General features: G+C 65.0%; 18 protein-coding genes. 4 read left to right on the top strand and 14 right to left on the bottom strand.

The features are described 5' to 3' along the window. The first annotated feature begins 10 nt into the window (after window positions 1-10). Together QQF40_RS14180 and QQF40_RS14185 are read left to right on the top strand one after the other, a co-directional pair. Window positions 11-895 carry a sugar nucleotide-binding protein gene (locus tag QQF40_RS14180; RefSeq protein ID WP_175090313.1) on the top strand — a complete coding sequence of 295 codons (885 nt, stop codon included), beginning with the start codon at window positions 11-13 and terminating at the stop codon, window positions 893-895. Between the two features lie 60 nt (window positions 896-955). Beyond that, on the top strand, window positions 956-1,675 hold the full coding sequence (locus QQF40_RS14185; RefSeq protein WP_175090314.1) for a lysophospholipid acyltransferase family protein: 720 nt from the start codon (window positions 956-958) through the stop codon (window positions 1,673-1,675). A gap of 152 nt (window positions 1,676-1,827) precedes the next feature. Here the strand turns inward: QQF40_RS14185 and fabB are convergent, their stop codons facing one another. Next, a complete protein-coding gene (fabB, locus tag QQF40_RS14190) occupies window positions 1,828-3,045 on the bottom strand; it encodes a beta-ketoacyl-ACP synthase I (protein WP_043334810.1) in 1,218 nt (405 codons plus the stop codon). Between the two features lie 13 nt (window positions 3,046-3,058). Further along, complete coding sequence (gene fabA, locus QQF40_RS14195) at window positions 3,059-3,574, bottom strand: 3-hydroxyacyl-[acyl-carrier-protein] dehydratase FabA (RefSeq protein ID WP_043334808.1); 516 nt, start codon at window positions 3,572-3,574, stop codon at window positions 3,059-3,061. A 297-nt stretch (window positions 3,575-3,871) separates the two neighbouring features. On the opposite strand from fabA, the gene QQF40_RS14200 reads away from it, so the two are divergent. Continuing rightward, window positions 3,872-5,710, top strand: coding sequence for a putative bifunctional diguanylate cyclase/phosphodiesterase (locus tag QQF40_RS14200; protein ID WP_175090315.1), 1,839 nt, complete (start codon window positions 3,872-3,874; stop codon window positions 5,708-5,710). 5 nt (window positions 5,711-5,715) lie between these two features. Here QQF40_RS14200 and QQF40_RS14205 read toward each other — a convergent pair whose 3' ends face one another. From QQF40_RS14205 to QQF40_RS14250, 10 genes are all read right to left on the bottom strand, one after another. Beyond that, complete coding sequence (locus QQF40_RS14205; protein ID WP_175090316.1) at window positions 5,716-6,240, bottom strand: DUF2878 domain-containing protein; 525 nt, start codon at window positions 6,238-6,240, stop codon at window positions 5,716-5,718. A gap of 2 nt (window positions 6,241-6,242) precedes the next feature. After that, window positions 6,243-7,526, bottom strand: a complete 1,284-nt coding sequence (locus tag QQF40_RS14210) for an SAM-dependent methyltransferase (RefSeq protein WP_285461696.1) — start codon at window positions 7,524-7,526, stop codon at window positions 6,243-6,245. A 10-nt stretch (window positions 7,527-7,536) separates the two neighbouring features. Next, entirely contained in the window at window positions 7,537-8,355 is an 819-nt protein-coding gene (locus QQF40_RS14215; RefSeq protein WP_254627167.1) for a DUF1365 domain-containing protein, read from the bottom strand. Then, on the bottom strand, window positions 8,352-9,698 hold the full coding sequence (locus QQF40_RS14220; protein ID WP_285461697.1) for an NAD(P)/FAD-dependent oxidoreductase: 1,347 nt from the start codon (window positions 9,696-9,698) through the stop codon (window positions 8,352-8,354). Before QQF40_RS14220 ends, QQF40_RS14215 begins: the two co-directional genes overlap by 4 nt. A 96-nt stretch (window positions 9,699-9,794) precedes the next feature. Further along, complete coding sequence (locus QQF40_RS14225) at window positions 9,795-10,607, bottom strand: SDR family NAD(P)-dependent oxidoreductase (protein WP_285461698.1); 813 nt, start codon at window positions 10,605-10,607, stop codon at window positions 9,795-9,797. Between the two features lie 141 nt (window positions 10,608-10,748). Further along, window positions 10,749-11,234, bottom strand: a complete 486-nt coding sequence (locus tag QQF40_RS14230) for a nuclear transport factor 2 family protein (protein ID WP_254627168.1) — start codon at window positions 11,232-11,234, stop codon at window positions 10,749-10,751. Window positions 11,235-11,300: 66 nt separating this feature from the next. Then, a complete protein-coding gene (gene phrB, locus QQF40_RS14235; RefSeq protein WP_285461699.1) occupies window positions 11,301-12,797 on the bottom strand; it encodes a deoxyribodipyrimidine photo-lyase in 1,497 nt (498 codons plus the stop codon). 49 nt (window positions 12,798-12,846) lie between these two features. Then, window positions 12,847-13,758, bottom strand: a complete 912-nt coding sequence (locus QQF40_RS14240) for a MerR family transcriptional regulator (protein ID WP_285461700.1) — start codon at window positions 13,756-13,758, stop codon at window positions 12,847-12,849. Window positions 13,759-14,024: 266 nt separating this feature from the next. Then, the gene (locus QQF40_RS14245) at window positions 14,025-14,411 is read right to left on the bottom strand and encodes a sirohydrochlorin chelatase (RefSeq protein ID WP_285461701.1); all 387 of its coding nucleotides are present in this window, start codon (window positions 14,409-14,411) and stop codon (window positions 14,025-14,027) included. A gap of 39 nt (window positions 14,412-14,450) precedes the next feature. Further along, window positions 14,451-15,635 (bottom strand): NAD(P)/FAD-dependent oxidoreductase, encoded by a 1,185-nt coding sequence (locus QQF40_RS14250; RefSeq protein ID WP_175090324.1) that lies wholly within the window; start codon window positions 15,633-15,635, stop codon window positions 14,451-14,453. 163 nt (window positions 15,636-15,798) lie between these two features. Here QQF40_RS14250 and QQF40_RS14255 point away from each other — a divergent pair, with 163 nt between their 5' ends. Next, on the top strand, window positions 15,799-16,734 hold the full coding sequence (locus tag QQF40_RS14255) for a TIGR01777 family oxidoreductase (RefSeq protein ID WP_175090325.1): 936 nt from the start codon (window positions 15,799-15,801) through the stop codon (window positions 16,732-16,734). 20 nt (window positions 16,735-16,754) lie between these two features. On the opposite strand, the gene QQF40_RS14260 is transcribed toward QQF40_RS14255, so the two are convergent. Both QQF40_RS14260 and rapA read right to left on the bottom strand, forming a co-directional pair. Continuing rightward, entirely contained in the window at window positions 16,755-17,516 is a 762-nt protein-coding gene (locus QQF40_RS14260) for an RluA family pseudouridine synthase (RefSeq protein WP_285461702.1), read from the bottom strand. Between the two features lie 232 nt (window positions 17,517-17,748). Beyond that, on the bottom strand, window positions 17,749-20,691 hold the full coding sequence (rapA, locus tag QQF40_RS14265) for an RNA polymerase-associated protein RapA (protein WP_175090327.1): 2,943 nt from the start codon (window positions 20,689-20,691) through the stop codon (window positions 17,749-17,751). Between the last annotated feature and the right edge of the window lie 61 nt (window positions 20,692-20,752).

A 20,752-nucleotide genomic window follows, 5' to 3' on the forward strand; every position in this document is an offset into this window, starting at 1 on the left:
GAGCCTGCCTGTGAAACTCTTGCTGCTAGATGCCGGGCATTGTCTTGGCCTGGGGCTGATTCGTGCGGCCAGTACGCGCGCTGATCTTGAGCTCAACGCCGTCGAGTCTGACCGTATTGATGCCGGCGACATCCGCGCCAGTCAGGCGGATGTCGTCATCGTGCCACCGTTCGCACGCCCGGCCGATTCCGCACCTGCCGAGGTGATGGCGCATGCCGAGGCGGTGGAGCAAGTGCTGGCCGCCTGCATCGAGACTGGCACACCGCTGGTATGGTGCGTGGCAGATCAGATGTTCGAGCAGGGCGGCGAAGGCTTGCTCGACGAGGATGAGGTGCCCTCGCCGATCGATACGGCGCTGCGCCGCGTCATCGCGACCGGTGATCGCATCCGTGCCGAGCTGCCCAATCACCTGATCGTACGTCTTGGCCCGCTGTTCGGTCCCGAAGGACGTGATGCCTGGCTGCCGACGCTGATCGAGCGCCTGCTGGCGGGAGAAGAGGTGCGTGCCGCCGAGGATGTCATCCTCTGTCCGACCAGTGTCGATGCCGTGGCGATGGCGTTGATCGGCATGCTCCAACAACAGCGCTGCGGTGCGGGTGCCTGGGGGGCCTACCATCTGGCCGGCACCGAGCCCACCAGTACCTACGCCTTCGTCAGTGTCGTGCGTACCCAGCTGATCACCCGCCTCGAGGGGCTGGGCGAGACGGTGGCCGCAGGCCCGCTCAAGGCGCTGACCCTCAACGCCGGTACGCCGCTGCGGCGTGTGCTCAACTGCCGCCGCGTGCTGGACACCTTCGGTGTGCATCAGAAACCGTGGCGCCTCGAACTATCCCGCCTGATGGATGACTGGATCGCGCAGCGCGCTTCCGGTTCATCTCGCTCTGATTCGATCTGACCTGTGGAGACTGTGCCTGTGAATGCGCTGCGTAGCGTGCTGTTTTATGTAGGTTATTTCATGGCGTTGCTGCTAAGTGCCGTGGTGCTGGTGCCGCTGGCGGCCTGCCTTCCGCTACAGGCGCGCTACCGTGTCCTGCATAGTTACAACCATATCGTGCTGTGGTGGTTCCGTCTGACCTGTGGCGTGAAGGTGCGGGTGAGCGGGCGTGACACCTTGCCTGAGGGGGCCTGCGTGTTGCTGGCCAACCACCAGAGCGAATGGGAAACTATCTATCTGCAGGTGGCCAAGCGCCCGCTATGCACCGTGCTCAAGCAGGAGCTGCTGAAGATTCCGGTCTTCGGCTGGGGGCTGAAGCTGCTGGAGCCGATCCCACTGGATCGCACCCAGCCGGCCAAGGCGCTCAAGCAGGTGCTATCAGTGGGCACCCAGCGCCTCAAGGACGGTTTTACCGTGTTGATCTTCCCGGAAGGCACGCGCATCGCGCCGGGGACTCGCAAGAAGTTCAACAAGTCCGGTGCCGCGATTGCCTGCCGTGCCGGTGTACCGGTGGTGCCGGTGGCGCACAATGCCGGTGAGATCTGGCCCAATGACAGCTGGATCAAGCGCCCGGGCACCATCCATGTCGCCTATGGCCCGGCCATCGAGACGGCGGGTCGCAAGCCGGACGCGGTGATCGCCGATGTCGAGGCCTGGGTCGAGGCCAAGCTGCAGGAAATCTCCAGCGTCCAGCGTCCGCCGTTGGAAGAGGAAGCGGCGGCCGATAGCGTCGGCGCCTGACTGTCTGGCGCCTTCCCTTTGCTCACCTGATTCATCCGGTGCTGCCAGCGAGTACCGGACAGCCACCAAAAAGGCCGCCCCGAAGGGCGGCCTTTTCGTGTCTCACACCAGCGCGAATCTGCGGACTGCATGTCTGCTGAACGCGCGCTGAATCAGTCCTGGAAACGTTCCAGAATCAGGCAGGCGTTGGTGCCACCGAAGCCGAAGCTGTTGGACAGCACACGGTCGATCTTGACGCCATCACGACGGGTCGTGACGATGTCGAGGCCTTCGGCGCGGTCATCCAGCTCGCTGACATTGGCAGACGCGGCAATGAAGTCGTTCTCCATCATCAGCATGGAGTAGATGGCTTCCTGTACGCCAGTGGCGCCCAGAGAGTGACCCGTCAGCGACTTGGTCGAGCTCATTGCCGGGCTGGCGGCGCCGAAGACTTCCTGGATGGCCTTGAGCTCGGCCACATCGCCCACCGGCGTCGAGGTACCGTGGGTGTTGATGTAGTCGATATCGCCATTCACGGTCGCCATCGCCTGACGCATGCAGCGTGCTGCACCTTCGCCGGACGGTGCCACCATGTCGTGGCCATCGGAGGTCGCGCCATAGCCGGTCACTTCGGCGTAGATCTTCGCGCCGCGTGCCTTGGCGTGTTCCAGCTCCTCGAGCACCAGCATGCCGCCGCCACCCGCGATGACGAAGCCATCACGGGTCTTGTCGTACGGGCGCGACGCGGTTTCCGGCGTGTCGTTGTAGCTGGTGGACAGGGCGCCCATGGCGTCGAACAGGCAGGACAGGGTCCAGTGCTCTTCTTCACCGCCACCGGCGAACACGATGTCCTGCTTGTTCAGCTGGATCTGTTCCACGGCGCTACCGATGCAGTGGGCAGACGTGGCACAGGCCGAGGAGATCGAGTAGTTGATACCCTTGATCTTGAACGGCGTGGCCAGGCAGGCAGAGACGGTCGAGCCCATGGTGCGAGTGACGCGATAGGGACCGACACGACGCAGGCCCTTGGCGCGCATCACGTCAGCGGCCTCGACCTGGTTCGCGGAGGAAGCGCCACCGGAACCGGCGATCAGGCCGGTACGCTCATGGGAGACCTGCTCTTCGGTGAGACCGGAATCGGCAATCGCCTGCGCCATGGAGATGTAGGCATAGGCCGCAGCATCCCCCATGAAGCGCAATTGCTTGCGATCGATGTGGTCTTCGAGATTGATGTCGACAACGCCGGCCACGTGGCTACGGAAGCCCAGCTCGGCGTATTCCTCTTTGCGGCGGATACCAGAACGTCCTTCGCGGAGCGATTCCAGGACCTGCTGGCGATCATTGCCCAGGCAGGAAACAATGCCCAGCCCGGTGACTACCACTCTACGCATGGGAGCCTCCCGTTCAGAAGTTCGCAGTGGAGGTGAACAGACCGACGCGCAGGTCGTTGGCCTGATAGATGTCGCGACCGTCAACTGTCACTGTACCATCGGCGATGCCGAGGATCAGCTTGCGAGTGATGACTCGCTTGATGTTGATGGTGTAGGTCACTTTCTTGGCAGTCGGCAGCACCTGGCCAGAGAACTTGACCTCACCGCAGCCCAGCGCGCGGCCACGGCCCGGATTGCCCAGCCAGCCGAGGTGGAAGCCTACCAGCTGCCACATGGCATCGAGGCCCAGGCAGCCCGGCATCACCGGATCACCCGGGAAGTGGCAGTCGAAGAACCACAGGTCCGGAGAGATATCCAGCTCAGCAATCAGCTGACCCTTGCCGTGGCTACCGCCTTCCTCACTGATGTGAGTGATGCGATCCAGCATCAGCATGTTGGGAGCAGGCAGCTGCGCATTGCCCGGGCCGAAGAGTTCGCCCTGGCCACAGGCCAGCAGCTCGTCGCGAGTAAAGGAGTGTTGCTTGGTCACTGAGTCATTCCGAGTAGCGGGATGGTAATGCCGTACGAGGCACCTGAGCGCCTGAATGGGGCTAGTCTAATGGCTGGCACCCCTGAATGCACGTGGGGGCCAGACTAAAGGGCAGCAAGAGCGGGTGCAAATAAGTCCTACAGCTGGGGGGAAAGTGGTCGATAGGAGCTAGTGTGTGATTCGCACGGGGTCCTCTTTGCCGGCATGGGTCGCAACCCGCTGGAGCCATGCCGAGAGTGGCCCGCGCCCTGCAAATGCAGGATCCTCCCCGATGACCCCTTTCACCGAGAGCTGCTTATGTGGCCGCAAGCCCACTTCAATCGGCCCCTGATCATCGGGGCGCTCGTTGCCTTGACAGCGCTGCCCTGGTTGCCGGGGCTCGAGCTGCGTCTTGCCGCGTTGCTGCCTGCCGTTCTGGCGGGTCTGGACATCGTGCGCCAGCGTCGTCGCCAGCTGCTGCATCGTCAGCTTCTGGAGGCCGCCGTGCACCTGAGCAGTGATGGTCTGGTGATCAGTGATCGCCACAATCGGGTGCTGGCCGTGAACGCTGCCTTCAGTCATATCACCGGTTACGCACCGGAAGAGATCATTGGTCGCAACCCTTCCCTGCTGTCTTCGGGGCGCCACGACGAGGAGTTTCATGCCCGTTATCGCCAGGCGCTCGAGGTCAATGGTCACTGGGAAGGCGAGGTCTGGAATCAGCGCAAGCAGGGGGATGAATACCCCGAGTGGCTGCGGGCGCGCCGTATCGAGCAGGGCGGCGACGTCTTTCATGTCGCTCTCTTTACCGACATCACCCGCCACAAGGCACGCGAGCAGGACCTGCAGCGCCTGGGGCTGGAAGATGCCCTGACGGGCCTGCCCAATCGTCGCCGACTGGGCGACCTGCTGGTCAGTCGCCTCAATGGCCTGCGCGCAGGGGAGGCGATGGACCTGGCACTGATCGATATCGATGCGCTCAAGAGCATCAATGATGCCCTGGGCGCGGAAGGGGGGGATCGCCTGCTGCAGCAGTTCTCCCAGCGTCTGACGGCGCTGGCGCGTGGCGGCGTGGTCGGGCGCATCGGTGGCGACGAGTTTGTCATTCTCCGTTCCACGGCAGGTGGCGAGCATGCCGCCTGGGTGGAAGAGTTGCGCCAGGTGCTGACCAAGCCCTTCGAGATCGGCGATCAGGCGCTGCACCTGGCACTGTCGATCGGCAGCTGCCGCGCCCCGGAGGATGGCGCTGACGCCGATGTGCTGATGCAGCGCCTGGAAAGTGCCCTGTATGCCGCCAAGCGACATGGCCGCAATACCGACATGCGCTTCCAGCCCGCACTGGATGCGGGTGGAGACCTGCAGCTGGGGCTGGCGAATGACCTGCGGGTCGCCATCGAGAGCCAGGGGCAATTGCAGCTGCACTATCAATGTCAGCACGATGCCAGCACCGGTAAGGTCGCCAGTGTCGAGGCGCTGTTGCGCTGGAAGCACCCGCTGCGGGGCGCTATCTCGCCGGCCGAATTCGTGCCGCTGGCCGAGCGCCACGGCCTGATGCTGCGCCTGGGCAACTGGGTACTGCGCGAGGCAGTACAGCAGCAGGCCAGCTGGCGGCGTGCCGGTCACCGCCTGTGCATCTGGGTCAATGTCTCTGCCTTGCAGCTGATCCAGGGTGGCTTTGAAGCCTCACTGGCGGGCCTGTTGCTGGAGTATGACGTGCCCGCCAGCTCCATCGGGCTGGAGCTGACGGAGTCGGTACTGCTGGATGAGCGTGCCGGCGACATCTCACGGCGTCTGGCCGCCCTGCGCGCCCGCGGCCACCAGATCGCGGTGGACGACTTCGGTACCGGCTATTCGTCACTCGCCTATCTGAAGGATCTTCCGGTGGACAAGCTCAAGCTGGACCGTGCCTTCATCCGCAGCCTGCCCGGCGAGCGAGCGGATGCCGCCATCACCATGGCGGTGCTGGCGATGGCCAAGGGCCTGGGCATGGAGATGATCGCGGAAGGCGTCGAGACCGCTGAGCAGCGTGAATACCTGGTATCGAATGGCTGCGGCTGGATCCAGGGGTTCTACTTCTCGCGGCCGGCGCCCGCGGGGGAGGTCATCGAGCGACTCAATGGCTACGAGGCCGGCAATCTGGCCATCAAGGCCGCCTGACGGCCTCAGGCACGCTCGGCATGGCCACGAAGGCCTGCGATGCCCAGACACAGGCCGCCCCAGATCAGCGCCTGGGCCGGTAGCAGCCAGTCGGCGAGGGCCACATTGGCGAGCTGCGCCCCACCGTAATAGGACAGCGGCGCACTGATGGCGCCGCCAGCCGCCGCCAGCCAGGGCCGCTGCCACAACCAGCGCAGCGCATGATGGATCGTGCAGGCGAACAGCGGCCACAGACACCACAACCAGACAGGCAGTGGCAGCCAGTGCGCCCAACCAGGCGTGTCCGAGGTGATGGTGTATCCGCCGGCCAGTGACAGGCTGCCATCCACTACCATCCCCAGCGCCACGAAGGCGGCCAGCCAGCGCAGCTCGCGCAGGCGCTCACTCGTCGGCACGATCAGCCATAGATGCACGGCCAGTATCAGCGGCGTAGCCAACAGGGCGACCGTCGAGCCTCCCAGCACACAGCAGAACCAACCGAGCTGAAAGAGACCGGCATTGAGCAGTGCTCCAAGGCGCTCGGACAGCATGTTCAGGCGTCCCAATCCTGGAGCCCCGCCTGTACCGGGCGCGCTCCCGGCCCCCCCAGCAACAGCTGGCAGGTGCCGATGGTGCGCTCGCGGAAGCCCCCCTCGCAGTACGCCAGGTAGTAACGCCACATGCGCACGAAGCGCTCGTCGTAGCCCTGCGCATAGACCTCCCCGAGATGCGCCTCGAAGCGCTGCCCCCAGGCCTTGAGCGTGGCGGCGTAGTGCAGGCCGATATCCTCGAGCTGCAGCAGGTTCAGCTGGGTGTCCTGCTGCATGGCGGTGAGGATCGCCGCATGGGACGGCAGGAAGCCGCCGGGGAAGATGTAACGCTTGATGAAGTCCATCTCGCGGCTTGCGGCCACGAAGCGCTGATCGCGAATCGTGATGGCCTGCAGCGCGATCAGGCCTTCCGGCTCGAGCAGGCGCTCGAGCGTCTTCAGGTAGGTCGACAGATACTGATGGCCGACCGCCTCGATCATCTCCACCGAGACGATACGATCGAAGCGACCTTCCAGTGCCCGGTAGTCTTCCTTGAGCAGCGTGATGCGATCCTCCAGCCCTTCCGCAGCGATACGCGCCTTGGTATAGGCGTGTTGCTCATCGGAGATGGTCGTGGTGGTCACGCGGCATCCGCGTGTTCTTGCGGCATGGATCGCCAGCCCGCCCCAGCCGGTGCCGATCTCCAGCAGGTGATGCTGTGGCCCCAGTTCCAGCAGGTTGAACAGCTTCTCCAGCTTGTGGGTAGAGGCCGCTTCCAGACTGGCCTCGGGATAGGGGAACACCGCCGCGGAATACATGCGGTGCTCGCGGTCGAGGAACAGCTCGAAGAGGTCATTGCCGAGATCGTAATGCGCCGAGATGTTGCGCTTCGAACCCGCCAGCGTATTGCGCGCCAGCGCGTAGGCGACGCTCAGCGCCCACTTGGACAGGCGCGACGTTCCGCTGTCCACCGAGTCATTGACCTGCTCGAGGTTGTAGGCGAACAGGCGCACGAGTCCGACCAGATCATCCGTCTCCCACTGGCCATCCATGTAGGCCTCCGCCGCCGCGACAGTGCCACCCAGCGCCATGCGCCGCCACGCGCGTGAGTCATGGATACGCAGCGTGACGTTGCGCGCGCCGCCCTTGCCCAGCACGTGGCGCTCTCGACCTTCCAGCACCGTCAGGCTGCCACCCTCGAGCTTGTCGAGCATGCGCAGCAGGCGTGGCCGCAGCAGCCGCGTCAGGCGGTCCGCCGGTGCCTGGGTCGTGGCCAGAGTGGGGGGAGCGGGTTCGAATTGGCTCATGATGAGTTCCTCATGATGAAGACGGCGAGCGCGGATGGTCGAAGATCGGCACGCGCTTGAGCGCCAGACGCAGCGCCTCGAAATGAATGCCCGCGACCGTCTTGAGCGTCATCCAGGGGAAGCGCAGCAGCAGGCGATGAAAGGCGCGCGGGGTAGCCGGTTCCAGGTGCAGGCTCAGGCTGGCATCGAACAGCGAATGCTGCGCTATCCGTGCCGTATCCCCGGTGAGGGGATGGTTTTCCATGTGCAGCAACAGCTCGTCCGCGCTGGGATCGTTGAAGCGCCAGTGATAGCGCATGCCCATCGGCATGAAGGGCGAGACATGCATGCGTTTGTCGAACTGCGCTGCCTGCATGCGTCGCTGTGGATCAGTACGGGCGGCATACAGCACGCGCTCTCCCCAGGGAATATTGGTGACCTCACCGAGCACTGCGCCCAGCTGGCCTGAGGCGTGATAGAGGTAATAGAGGCGAATCGGGTTGAAGCCGATCCCGAAGTGGCGCAGCTGGGTCAGCAGAAAGATGCGCCCCTGCGGCAATGGCGCGTGATCGCCATTGCGGGCAAGCTCGCGCTGACAGGCGGCGCGCACCCGGTCCTCTAGTGGGCCATCGACAATGTCGTGGACCGCGGCCGGCAGATGGTCACTGTCACGAAAGGCCAGTGGCGCGGCGTGACTGGCGCTCACCAGACGCTTGCCGGCCATCAGTGCCGGCAACTCATCCAGTGCCAGCCATGCCATGGCGACGCGATAGCGAAAGGCATGCTGGCGCGGCGCATGGCGGCGGTGGCGCAGCGTGCCATAGCCGATGCGACTGGCGGGCGCCTTCAATCGTCTGCCTCGCGAGCACCCAGTGCCTCGGCGACCCGCAGCGCGCTCCATACGCCATCCTCGTGGAATCCATTGCGCCACCAGGCACCGCAGAAATGGGTGCGCCCCACTGGGCCGTCCGCCTTGGCTTGCGCGCCGGAAATCTGCGCGAAGCGCGCCTTGGCGTCCTCGGCGGCCAGCGTGAAGCGCGGGTGGTCATAGGCGTAACGGCCCAGTACCCGAGCGGGATCGATCGCGTCGCTGTCATTGAGCGTGATGCAGAAGGTCTCGCGGGGCGGGTGCTCGCGCTCATCAAGGCGTTGCAGGATGTTCATGTCGTAGGTGACGCTGGCCCGCTGGGCGTCGTCGCGCCCATCGAGGCGGTAGTTCCAGCTCGCCCAGGCCGCCTTGCGCCTGGGCAGCAGCGAGGTATCGGTATGCATCACCACCTCATTGCGCTGAGTCGTGATCGCCCCCAGCACCGCTCGCTCCTGCTCGCTGGCATCACCGAGCAGAGCCAGTGCCTGTGGCGCATGACACGCCATCACCACCTGGTCGAAGCGTTCACGGCGGCCATCGGCATGCTCAAGTGTCACCCCGTTGGCGTCTCGCAGGACACGACTGATCTTGCTGTTGAGGCGAATGCGCTCTGCGTAACCCTCGGTCAGCGGCGCGATGTAGGTGCGTGAGCCACCGACCAGCGTGAACCATCGTGGACGATCATTGACCGACAGCAGGCCGTGATGGCGGAAGAAGCGCACGAAGAACAGCAGCGGGAATTGCGCGATATCCGCGATGCTGGCAGACCAGATCGCCGCGCCCATCGGCAGCAGGTAATGCTCACGGAAGACCTGTGAGTAGCCATTGGCATCCAGGTAGCTGCCCAGGGTCGCGCCCTCGGCGAGCTTGCCGTTGTCAAGATCGGCGGCAGCCTGCTTGTTGAAGCGCAGGATGTCGCGCAACAGGCGATAGAAGCGCGGGCGCAACAGGTTGCGCTTCTGGGCGAACAGCGACAGCAGGGTGTGGCCGTTGTACTCGAAGTCCTCGGCGGTGGTGTGCACCGAGAAGCTCATCTCGGTGGGCTGGTAAGCCACGTCGAGGCGTTCCAGCAGACGCTGGAAATGCGGATAGGTGCGGTCGTTGAAGACGATGAAGCCGGTGTCGATGGCCCAGTCGCTGCCATCGGCGCACTGCACATCCATGGTGGCGGTGTGGCCGCCCAGGCGCTCGGCTGACTCGAAGACATGCACTTCATGCTTGCGACTCAGGTAATAGGCCGCTGACATGCCGCTGATGCCGCTGCCGATGACGGCAATGCGCTGGCGGGGTGGAGGCGCTGTCGCGTAGGTCGTTGTCGTGTTCATGCCACTCCAGAAGTAGAACGCACCATGTCGTCATGAGCAGAACTGTTGCCGGCCTATCGGCCTGGGCAGGTCTCGTCGGGCTTGCCTGCCGCGTACTCAGTCGCGGGTCATGCGTAGTCCGATGCTGCGTCGCAAGATGGCGGGCAGGATGCCCAGCAACTTGACCAGCAGCGTGAAGCGTCTCGGGAAATGGATATCGAGCCGATGACGCGCGAGTCCCGTCACGATCGCCTCGACCGCCTGATCGACAGTGACCTGCATCGGCATCGGGAAGTCATTGCGCTCGGTCAGCGGTGTCTTGACGAAGCCGGGGTGAATCACGCTGACATCGATGCCCTGGTTGTCGAGGTCCAGTCGTAGCGACTCCAGGAAGTAGCTCACTGCGGCCTTGGAGGCGCCATACGCCTCGGCTCGAGGCAACGGCAGATAGGCCGAAGCACTGGAGACCGCTGCCAGCTGCGGTCGCTCACCGTCGTCTGCCGCTGCCATGCGCAGCAGCGGCAGGGCGCTTTCGATCACATCCACGGCGGCCTGGAAATTGGTCGCGAATACGCGGTGGACCAGATCTGCCTCGAATTCCCGTGCATCCAGATATTCGCAGGTGCCAGCGTTGAGCAGTGCAAGGTCGAGTCCACCAAAGCGGGCCTCTATCTGGCTGGCCGCCGCGCGGATGGCCTCACGGTCGGTGAGGTCGAGCGTCACGACCAGCGCTTCCCCGGGGCCTTGCTCGGCATCGGCTGCGATGGCCTCCAGCTTGTCGGCGGAGCGGGCGCTGAGGACGACCCGGTGGCCATCCGCCAGCAGCCGGCGCGCCAGTCCTTCGCCGATGCCGGAGCTGGCGCCGGTCAGCCAGATACGTTTGCGAGCCTTTGCGGATGTCGATGTGGTGCTCGAATCATGACTGGCCATTTCCCCTCCTTGGCGTAAGTGTGTCTGGTGTGCCTGTCTGCGTCTTCAGCCTGTGTCTGGCCGGTAGAGCCTTGCTGGCACTGACTCAGAGAACGCCGGGTGTGTCCGTATGGATGTCGCCAGGGCTCAACCCTCTGCTGCTCAGTCCATGCGCCGTTTCAGCAGGCCGATCACGCTGCGCAGGACGGGCACCTGCTCGTAGAGCAGCTCGCCGGCATCGAAGAAGTCACGGTGCTGGATGACTTTCCCGTCTCGGAACTCGAGGCGCGAGGCACCCTGCACGCTGATGTCCTTGCCCCCGTTCAGACGGGGATGGCGATAGGTCATCGTCCAGCTGAGCCAGGCAAGTCCCTGTTCATTGCCTTCATCCGCAGGGCCGGCGGCTTGCGCAGGTATCGGCCCCAGCGGGTGATGAAAGACGAAGTCGATGGCGGCGACATTCATGTACAACCCTGAGAAATAGGCGTTGAGTGCCGTCAGGCCGCGGACTTCATGCAGGGGGTCGCGAAAGACGATATCGTCACTGTAGACTGATTTGAGCAGTTCTGTAGAGGTTTTGTCCAGCTTTTCGTAAAGACGACATACCCGAGTCAGGGCTGGGCTCATCTCGTCGGGTAGCGATTGCATGGCAATGCTCCTGAGGGGGAGGTATACAAGAGCGGCCTGCTGGAGATCAGCAGGCCGCTTGAGGGGTCATTCGCTTTTTGACAGCGCCTTGAAGGTATCCAGCGCCCGCTGGCGGGCGGCCTTGTGGTCAACGATCGGTCGCGGGTAGCCCGTCCGTTGACAGTCATCCGCACTGGGCTGGTGGCGCCGCTTGGCCGGCAGCTCGGCCAGCTCCGGCACCATGCTCGCGATGAACTCGCCGTCCTTGTCGAAGCGTTGCCCCTGGGTGGTCGGGTTGAAGATCCGGAAATAGGGCGCGGCATCGGTGCCGGTGGAGGCCGCCCATTGCCAGCCACCATTGTTGGCGCCCAGCTCACCATCGACGAGATGGGTCATGAAGAAGGCCTCGCCACGCCGCCAGTCGATCAGCAGATGCTTGGTGAGGAACATCGCCGTCACCATGCGCAGGCGATTGTGCATCCAGCCGGTCTGCACCAGCTGACGCATGGCGGCATCGACGATGGGGTAGCCGGTGCGGCCCTCGCACCAGGCGGCTAAGCCTTCGTCATCCTCGCGCCACTGCAGGGCCTCGGTATGGCGCTGGAAGGGACGGTGGCGATTGACGCGCGGGAAGCCGACCAGGATGTGCTGGTAGAACTCACGCCAGATCAGCTCGTTGACCCAGCTGGTCAGGCCGACATTGCCATCGGCGAGGCTGCCATTCTCTGCCAGCACGGCGGCGTAGCATTGGCGAGCCGAGATCATGCCCAGCGCCAGATAGGGCGACAGCTCGCTGGTGCCCCGGGTGGCGGGGATATCGCGCTGCTCGTGGTAGCGGCGCGCGCGGAAGGTAAGGAAGCGTTCCAGACGCTCCTGTGCGGCCTCTTCGCCGGCCGGCCACAGCTCGGCGTCCAGCGCTGTCGTCTGTTCGCCCTTGAGTGTCTCGGGCAGTGGCGGGATGGCGTCGCCGTGGATCTCGCGCCCCATGGCATCGCGGGGCGTGGCTTGCACTTCAGGCGCCTCATTCAGCGCCAGACGTCGGGAATCGACTTCCTTGTGCCAGCGCTTGGAGAAGGGCGTGAAGACGCCGTAGTAATCGCCCTTGCCTGTCAGCAGCTCGCCGGGCGTGAAGGCCAGCATGTCGGTGTAGCGATGCAGGCGGACGTCGCTCTCGGCCAGGCGCTCGCGCACGAGCCTGTCGCGCTCACGCTCATTGACGGCATATTCGTCATTGAAGTGCAGGGCCCGGACGCCCAGCTGATCGCACAGTGCGGCCAGCGCCTCGGGCACCTTGGCGAAGGTGTCGCAGTCGAGCACCTTGAGCGGGATGTGATAGCCAGCGAGTGCCTGTTGCAGGACATGCAGGCCGCGGCGCATGAAGTCGAGCTTGTTGGCGCCGTGACCGTGCTCGACCCACTGCGCCAGGCAGGGGGCGACGACGGCCACGACCGGGCCGCGTGCGGCGGCCTGCGAGAGAGCCGTGTTGTCATGTACGCGCAGGTCACTGCGCAGCCAGACCAGCTGCAGGGGAGCCCCCGCTGGCGCGGAGGCGGAGGAAGAGGTGGATGGTGAGTCAGATGACATCGGGGCTCCTTGGCGATCGGTGAAACCAATGCCGAGCAGGAGCCTGCGTTCAACGTGCCATCAAGGACCTCAGGCGAGCGACCGCCTGAATCGGGTCGGCCCCCAGGCCTTCGATGGGCCCGTCTACCAGCTCCTGCTGGCGAATCTGAGCGACCGGGCCAGCGATGGCCAGCGGCACGCTCAATTGTTCTGCGACCCGCGGCAACTGACGGCGCATGACATCCGAGCGCTCTGCCTGGGTGCCGACCAGTACCACGGCCTGTGCCTGCAGGCGCTCTGCGGCCAGCGGCAGCTCCGCCAGCGGCAGTGGGCCATCCAGCAGACTGACGTGATAGCCGGCGTCGCTGGCGACCAGTGCGAACAGCAGCAGCCAGCTAAGGCCCGGTTCTTCCGGCAGGCGCGTCAGCGTGATGTGCGGGGCATGACGCTCCTGATTGGCAAACACCAGCCGGGCACCGATGCGCGAACGCAGGAAGCTCTCGAAGAAGCACTGGGCCAGGCGGGTGCCGAAGGTGGCGGTACCGCGCTCCTCGAGCTGTTCGAGTAGCGGACGCCACAGGCGCTCGACCACGCTGCTGACCGGGTACAGCGCCAGACTCTGGTTGTACAGCTCGGCCAGACGCGCCTCGTCCTGGGCATCGATGGCGGCCAATGCCAGCTGCTGCTGGCCGTTCCAGCTGCCTTCGTCCGGCATCGGCGTGCTTTCCGGCTGCGGCTGGTCGAGAAGCTCGCGTACCTGGCTGACAGGTACTCCGCGATTGAGCCATTGCAGGATGTGTTCGATCCGCTCGATGTCCTCGCGGGCATACAGGCGATGCCCCTTGGGCGTACGGCGGGGCTCGATCAGTCCGTAGCGGCGTTCCCAGGCTCTCAACGTGACCGAATTGACGCCGGTCAGGCGAGAGACTTCGCGGATCGGAAACAGCGGCGAACTGGCAGTTTCCGTGGCCTTGTCAGTCATGAATGGTGTTACCTCTGGCGGTGACGAGGCATCCCGGGTGAAGCACAGGTGAGGACGACACACAGGGTAAAGTTGAAGTGTTGTCACATGGGGCGCTGTGGGATACCGGCAATGCATCTTGTGCACTAGCTGTACATGTGGGCATCAGGATGGCGCAGCCGCCAGAGCCTGACAAGAGGCAAGCTGCGTCGCATCCTCGGTGCGCATGTTTTGAAGGTGCATCACAGCGCCTTCGACGCAGGAGGTCCCGTCATGAAATCGGCCGTCTAGGCGTTGTCCTGTTGCTCCACAATCTGGATCAAGGCCTCGACAAAGGCCGGATGTGCTCCCACCGGGTCAAGCAGGCTGATGGGGCAGTCGCGGTGCTGGCGCTGCGATTCTTCCAGCATGGCGGGCACGTCTTCACGCAGATGACGGCCGGCCGCGAAGAACAGCGGCAGGATGTCGATACGCGCGGCACCGTCTGCCGCCAGGGCATCGATGGTGTCGGTCAGCAGCGGGTCGCACAGTTCCATATAGGCCAGGCGCGTCGGACGCTTGAGGCGGGAAGCCAGTGTGGCTTCCAGTGCCTCGAAGGGCTCGCGCCAGCGCGGGTCACGTGACCCATGGGCCAATAGAATCAAGGCGTTGTCGTGATCTGTGGACGTAGTCATGCAGCTATCCTGTGGGCGATGAGGGGTCGCGGCAGCGTATCAGCTGTCGGCGAGGGTGTTGAGCAGCTGTTCGGCTACCTCGTGCCCTGACAGCCAGGCGTCCTCGACTCGCGGGCCACGCAGGGCGTCTCCGGCCAGCCATAGCCCGGACGCCCCTTGGCCGCAGACATTGTGGGCTTGGGCGTTCTGGTCATCGCCATTCCGGCCGGCTGCCGCTGAGGTCTGCGGCAGTGTCTGGGTCGGATGGGCGTAACGCCAGCGATGCGCCGCGAGGGTGACCTTGCCCCGGCTCCAGCCCGGCGCCAGCTCGCAGATCTCGGGCAGTGTCTCGAAGGCCTTCCACAGCAAGGTCGCGACCTCCTGTGGCGACTTCTCCAGGTTCGCCCGGCTCCAGCCAGCGGTCGCCAGCAGGCTCAGGGTCTCCTTGGCATGTGACGGTGTCTGGCGGCCGGGGCGCGAATGCTGGCGCATCACGCAGCGCAGGGGGCCATCATCACCGCGGCTGACCAGCAACCCTTGCCAGTCATCGTCGCCCCCCAGCGCGGGAAGCGGCGTCTCCAGAGTGGCCATCAGTGTCCAGGTCGGTGCCATCTCCACTCGGGCCAGCGCCTCACTCAGTGCCGGGGCAAGCGAGTTCTCGCAGAGCGCCACCCCCTGGGTGTCGGTGCCGGCCGTGCTCAGCAGGGCACGTGCCTGCGGCGCCGGCGCGCTGATCACCACGTGATCGAAGGGGCCGTGCTGATCACCGTCGCTGTCCTCGAGCCGCCAGCGCTTGTCTGACGCCGTGCCATCGTCCGCGATCAGGCGCGTGATGCGCGTCTCGCTGTGCAGGCTGGCGTGGGCCGGCAGCTGTTCGCTGAGGTGGCGGCTCAGGGCGCTCATGCGCGGACTGGCCACGTAGCGGGTGGAATCATCGCGCAGCCGCTGCCATTGGCTCTCGTCAGACGCCGGCTTGCCGAGGCTCAACAGTCTCTCACCCCAAGTTGCGACGACGCCTGCGGCCCGCCACTGCTCGAGCGCGGACTGGAAGCGTGGATCACGCGCCGTGAAGTATTGCGCGCCGATGTCGATGGGGCCTTCGCTAGTGCGGCGACTGGCCAGGCGTCCGCCGGGGCCGCGCGCCTTCTCGAATAGCGTTACCGCATGGCCCTGCGCGGTCAGTCGGGTGGCGGCAGACAATCCGGCGATACCGGCACCGATGATGGCGATGGACGATACTGGCATCTGGAGGCGACTCCTGCGCGGGCGGTGTTCAGGGGGGACGGGTCGTCATGTGACCCGACAGCAGATACGCTAAAGTTAACTTCTTGCGCATAATTGTACAATATAAGTATAGATTTATGGCGAAAGTCGGCACACTCGATGCTTCATCGCCGAGGAGGGCAACATGCGAATATTGATAACAGGTGCAACGGGGTTCGTCGGCCTGGCGCTGTGTCAGTCACTGGCCGCTGCGGGCCACTCGCTGGCGGTCGTATCGCGCCGCCCGGAGCGTGCTGAGCGCCAGTTTGCCGACCTGGGGCTGACGGTGGTCGCGGCGGATTCGTCACTGGCCTTCAAGGATTGGCAGCCCGAGGGCATCGTCAATCTGGCGGGGGAGTCGATAGCCGGGCGGCGCTGGAGCGAGGATCACAAGCGTGAGCTGCGCCGTTCGCGGCTGGAGACCACCGAGCATCTGGTGATGCTGTGTCAGCAGCTGGCTGCCGAAGGCCATCCGCCGCAGGTGATGGTGTCCGGTTCGGCGATGGGCTATTACGGTGCACAGCCCAAGGCGGGCGAGCCGGGCGATGTCGAGATAGATGAACAGGCGACGCCCCACGATGATTTCAATCACCGCCTGTGTCGCGACTGGGAGGCGGCCGCCATGCCCGTCACCGAATACGGCGTGCGACTGGCCATCATCCGCACTGGCCTGGTGATGGAGGCCGATGGTGGCACACTGGCCAAGCTGCTGACGCCCTTCAAGCTCGGGCTCGGGGGGCGGCTGGGCGATGGACGCCATTACATGCCGTGGATCCACCGCCACGACATGATTCGCATCATCGAGCGCCTGCTGGCGGATGACAGCCTCAGCGGCGCCTTCAATGCCAGCGCGCCGCACCCGGTCACCAATATGGGCTTCACCCACGCTCTGGCCCGGAGTCTGGGGCGTCCGGCGATCCTGCCGCTGCCGGCCAAGGCGCTTGAACTGGGGCTGGGGGAAATGAGCACCCTGTTGCTGGAGGGCGCCCGCATGGTGCCGGCACGTCTGCTGGCTGCCGGCTTCACCTTCGATTACCCGACCCTCGACGTGGCCTTCGCCGATATCCTGTCACGCAAGTGAACCTTGGCAGGAAGGCGATGCTAGAAGGGCAGTGGCGCTTCCAGCACCAGTGGTAGGGCATCGCTGTCGCTGGCTGGCGGAATCACCAGGCGTGCCGCATGCAGCAACAGGCGCGGGCTGGCATTGAGTGCCGCTCCGCGCGCATAGAAGCCATCGCCGATGATCGGATGACCGAGCGCCAGCATGTGCAGGCGCAGCTGGTGTGAACGGCCGGTATGTGGCGTCAGCGAAACACGGCTGGCGGCGAGGGTCTGCGACGTACCATCCGGGCGCTGGCCCGCGAGCGTCAGATGCTGCTCGACCCGATAATGCGTCAGTGCCGACTTGCCATGCGTGAAGTCAACGATCTGACGCGGGCGGCGTGGCCAGTCACAGCGCAGCGGCAGGGCGATGCTGCCCTCGGCGGGCGTGAGATGACCTGCCACCACGGCCACATAGCGTTTCTCGATGGTGCGTGACTGGAAGAGCCGCGACAGCCGCCGCTGGCCCTCGACATTGCGCGCCACCAGCAGCACCCCGGAGGTCGCCACATCCAGGCGGTGCACGGCGCGGGTATCGTCGCTCAGCTGGCACAGGCGTGAATGGACACTGTCGAAGCGCGAGGGATCACGCCCCGGCACCGAAGGTAGCTCGGCCGGCTTGTCGATGGCCCACCAGTCATCGCCTGCCGCCAGCAGCGACAGGCCCACCCTCGCGACACGCTCGCCTTCCTCGGCCAGGCGCTCTCCCTGCCAACCTTGCCCTGACGCTGCCTCGCCGCTCTCTGGATATGATCTCGCCATGGGGGTGCTCTGTAGTAATGAAACGAAAGGATGAAACGAAAGGGATGCAGCGCAAGTGGTGAAGCGTAAGTGATGAGCCGTGAGTCGTGACGCGCAAGCGATGGCATCGTCGCGGCCGCTGGGCGATCTGGCAAGTCCAGCGGGCCATTGTCGCTGGCGCATACGGCAAAACGCCCCGCCTGCCGATGGCAGGTGGGGCGTTTCAGGTTCATCACTGACGACTGCGGTCAGCTCAACGCTCGTGGGCATCCACGGTGACGATGACGCGCACGCTGTCCAGACGCAGACGGGTGGTCTCGATGGCACTGTCCAGCGCGGCACGCTCCTGACGCAGTGCTTCGAGCTCTTCCTCGCGCACGGCCGGGTTGTGGCTGGCCAGGGCTTCCAGGCGCGCCAGTTCGGCACTGAGCTGCTCACGCATCTGCTGCTGGGCCTGCTCGACGATGGTCGGCAGTTCGCGCTCGGCTTCCTGCTCGGCATCGCTCATCAGCTTGCGCAGCGTGGCGTGGCTCTGCTTGATCAGGTCGCGCGCGACCGCCTTCTTGACCGGCTTGAGGTTCTTGGCCAGACCGCCGAAGGACACCTTGTCGGACAGGTTGCTGCCGGTTTCATCCAGCAGCACGCGGATGGCGGTCGGCGGCAGGAAGCGGCCAAGACGCAGGCCGCGCGGCGCGGTGGACTGGGTGCGGAACACCACTTCCGTCATCAGGCGGCCACCGGGAATCGCCGGGTGCTTGAGCAGCGCCAGCGCGGTGTTGCCCATCGAGCCGTCCAGGATGCGGACCAGCATCTCGCGCACCAGCGGGTGCTCCCACGACAGGTGCTGCACGTCTTCGCGTGACAGCGCGGTGGCGCGGTCACTGGTGACGCTGAAGCCTTCCTCGCCCTTCACCAGTCCCGGCAGGCCGTCGAGCATGTGCGGGCCCGGCGCCAGATAGGTGATGCCGTCGCCGAGGTCCCGGCTCTCGATGCCGAAGATGTCGAAGGCGCGCTCCAGATAGCCGGGCAATGCCTTGTCATTGTCCAGCGTCTCGATGGCGGCGATGACTTCCTCGGCGCGCTCGTGACGGCAGGCATTGAGTTCCAGCAGGCGGTTGCGGCCGGACTGACGTTCTTCCTGCAGGGTATCGAAGCGCTCGCGGGTCTGCTCGATGATGCTGTCGATCTCTTCGCTGTCGAGCAGGGCTTCTTCCAGCTCGTCACCGAACTGGGCGTAGAGCTCGCTGCCGATGCCGTGCGGCGCGCTGAAGGCGTCCATGCCGTCACGGTACCAGCGCAGCAGCTGGGCGCCCGGTGAGCCTTCGAAGACCGGCACGTGGATCTCGATCGGGAACTGCTGGCCGATGCGATCCAGGCGCCCGATGCGCTGTTCGAGCTGGTCCGGGTGCACCGGCAGGTCGAACATCACCAGGTGGTGGCAGAACTGGAAGTTGCGACCTTCCGAGCCGATTTCCGAGCACACCAGCAGCTGCACGCCTTCCTCTTCGGAGGCGAAGGCCGCGGCGGCACGGTCGCGCTCGACCAGGCTCATGCCCTCATGGAAGACCGGCGCATGCACGCCGCCCAGCACGCGCAGGCCTTCGGACAGCTCACGCGCGGTATCGGCGGTATGGCAGATCACCAGCGCCTTCTCGTTGCCGAGGTCAGTCAGGGTTTCCAGCAGCCACATGACGCGCGGGTCGATCTGCCACCAGGGTTCCGCGTTCATGCGGTCATCGGGCAAGGCGCGATACATCTCGTCGAGGAACAGCACCACCTCGGGGTGGTTCATGCCGGTCTCGATCAGCAGGTCATCGAGGTAGTCCTCGTCACGCTCCAGCTTGCGCACCACGCGACGGTAGGAGGAGGGCAGTTCCAGTTCATGGACGTGCAGGCGACGCTCGGGGAAGCCGGCGACATGGGTGCGCGAGTTGCGGAACATCACGCGGCCGGTGCCGTGGCGATCGAGCAGCTGATCACGCAGCTGACGACGCGCGCTGTCGCGCTGGGCATCGTCGGCATCACTGGCCATCAGGGTGTCGAGCAGGGCGCGGCTGTCGCTGTCATCCAGCACGCTGGCGAGGCTGTCGAGGCCGGACTGATCGGCGGGCAGCGCTTCCAGGGCGTCGATGGCGCTGGCGACGGCCACATAGCCCTGTTCCTCGGCCTTGAAGCGCTCGATGTCGTGATAGCGCTCCGGGTCGAGCAGGCGCAGGCGCGCGAAGTGGCTCTCTAGCCCCATCTGCTCCGGCGTGGCGGTCAGCAGCAGCACCCCGGCGGTCTGGCGAGCGAGGGATTCGACACAGGCGTAACCCGGGCCCACCTTGTCTTCGCTCCAGTCGAGGTGGTGGGCCTCATCGACGATCAGCATGTCCCAGTCGCAGGCGGCAGCCTGGACCTGACGCGACGGGTTGGCGAACAGCCAGTCCTGGCTGGCCAGAATGATCTGGTTGCCTTCGAAGGGGTTGCGCGTGCCGTAGGCCTTGCACTGCTCTTCGTCGAGCAGCGAGACATCCAGCGCGAAGCGGCGCAGCATCTCGACCAGCCACTGGTGGGTCAGGCTGGCGGGCACCAGGATCAGCGCACGGCTGGCGCGGCCGCTGAGCAGCAGGCGGTGCAGGATCAGGCCGGCTTCGATGGTCTTGCCGAGGCCGACTTCATCGGCCAGCAGTACGCGCGGCGCGTGACGGCGCGAGACTTCATCGGCGATGTAGAGCTGGTGCGGCACCAGATCGACCTTGGGACCGGACAGGCCCAGCGCCGGGCTCTGCTCGACACGATGGAAGTGGCGCAGGGTGCGGTAGCGCAGGTCGAACCAGTCATTGCGGTCGACCTGGCCGGTCAGCAGACGGTCACGCGCCTGATTGAACTGCATCTTGTCGTTCAGGCGCGCTTCGGGAAGCTCGATGAGCTCGCCGGCATGCTCGCCGCTGCGCTCACAGATGTAGACGATCTGGCCGCGCACTTCCTTGAAGTCATCGACGATCAGCCATTCGCCATCGTCGGACTGGATGCGGTCGCCATTGCCGAAGGCCACCCGGGTAAGGGGCGCTTCGCGTAGACTGTAGGTGCGGGTTTCTTCGCTGGCGGCAAAGAGCACGGTGACGGTACGGAAGTCGACATTGAGGATGGTGCCAAGGCCGAGATCAGCCTCGCCGTCACTGATCCAGCGCTGACCGGGAATGAAGTCGCTCATGAAGCCTCGGGGTAGGACAAAGACGGGAATCGGGAATACAGGGGCGCGGTATCTTACCGGA

The sequence above is a fragment of the Cobetia sp. LC6 genome, from assembly GCF_030264805.1.
Lineage (GTDB): Bacteria > Pseudomonadota > Gammaproteobacteria > Pseudomonadales > Halomonadaceae > Cobetia.

Excerpts from the sequence above, each read along its gene's own strand:
- phrB (WP_285461699.1), bottom strand. The coding sequence starts at position 12,797 with ATGTCATCTGACTCACCATCCACCTCTTCCTCCGCCTCCGCGCCAGCG.
- QQF40_RS14240 (WP_285461700.1), bottom strand. The coding sequence starts at position 13,758 with ATGACTGACAAGGCCACGGAAACTGCCAGTTCGCCGCTGTTTCCGATC.
- QQF40_RS14255 (WP_175090325.1), top strand. The coding sequence starts at position 15,799 with ATGCGAATATTGATAACAGGTGCAACGGGGTTCGTCGGCCTGGCGCTG.
- QQF40_RS14260 (WP_285461702.1), bottom strand. The coding sequence starts at position 17,516 with ATGGCGAGATCATATCCAGAGAGCGGCGAGGCAGCGTCAGGGCAAGGT.
- fabB (WP_043334810.1), bottom strand. The coding sequence starts at position 3,045 with ATGCGTAGAGTGGTAGTCACCGGGCTGGGCATTGTTTCCTGCCTGGGC.
- QQF40_RS14230 (WP_254627168.1), bottom strand. The coding sequence starts at position 11,234 with ATGCAATCGCTACCCGACGAGATGAGCCCAGCCCTGACTCGGGTATGT.
- QQF40_RS14220 (WP_285461697.1), bottom strand. The coding sequence starts at position 9,698 with ATGAACACGACAACGACCTACGCGACAGCGCCTCCACCCCGCCAGCGC.
- QQF40_RS14205 (WP_175090316.1), bottom strand. The coding sequence starts at position 6,240 with ATGCTGTCCGAGCGCCTTGGAGCACTGCTCAATGCCGGTCTCTTTCAG.
- QQF40_RS14200 (WP_175090315.1), top strand. The coding sequence starts at position 3,872 with ATGTGGCCGCAAGCCCACTTCAATCGGCCCCTGATCATCGGGGCGCTC.
- QQF40_RS14185 (WP_175090314.1), top strand. The coding sequence starts at position 956 with ATGGCGTTGCTGCTAAGTGCCGTGGTGCTGGTGCCGCTGGCGGCCTGC.
- QQF40_RS14245 (WP_285461701.1), bottom strand. The coding sequence starts at position 14,411 with ATGACTACGTCCACAGATCACGACAACGCCTTGATTCTATTGGCCCAT.
- QQF40_RS14210 (WP_285461696.1), bottom strand. The coding sequence starts at position 7,526 with ATGAGCCAATTCGAACCCGCTCCCCCCACTCTGGCCACGACCCAGGCA.
- QQF40_RS14250 (WP_175090324.1), bottom strand. The coding sequence starts at position 15,635 with ATGCCAGTATCGTCCATCGCCATCATCGGTGCCGGTATCGCCGGATTG.
- rapA (WP_175090327.1), bottom strand. The coding sequence starts at position 20,691 with ATGAGCGACTTCATTCCCGGTCAGCGCTGGATCAGTGACGGCGAGGCT.
- QQF40_RS14225 (WP_285461698.1), bottom strand. The coding sequence starts at position 10,607 with ATGGCCAGTCATGATTCGAGCACCACATCGACATCCGCAAAGGCTCGC.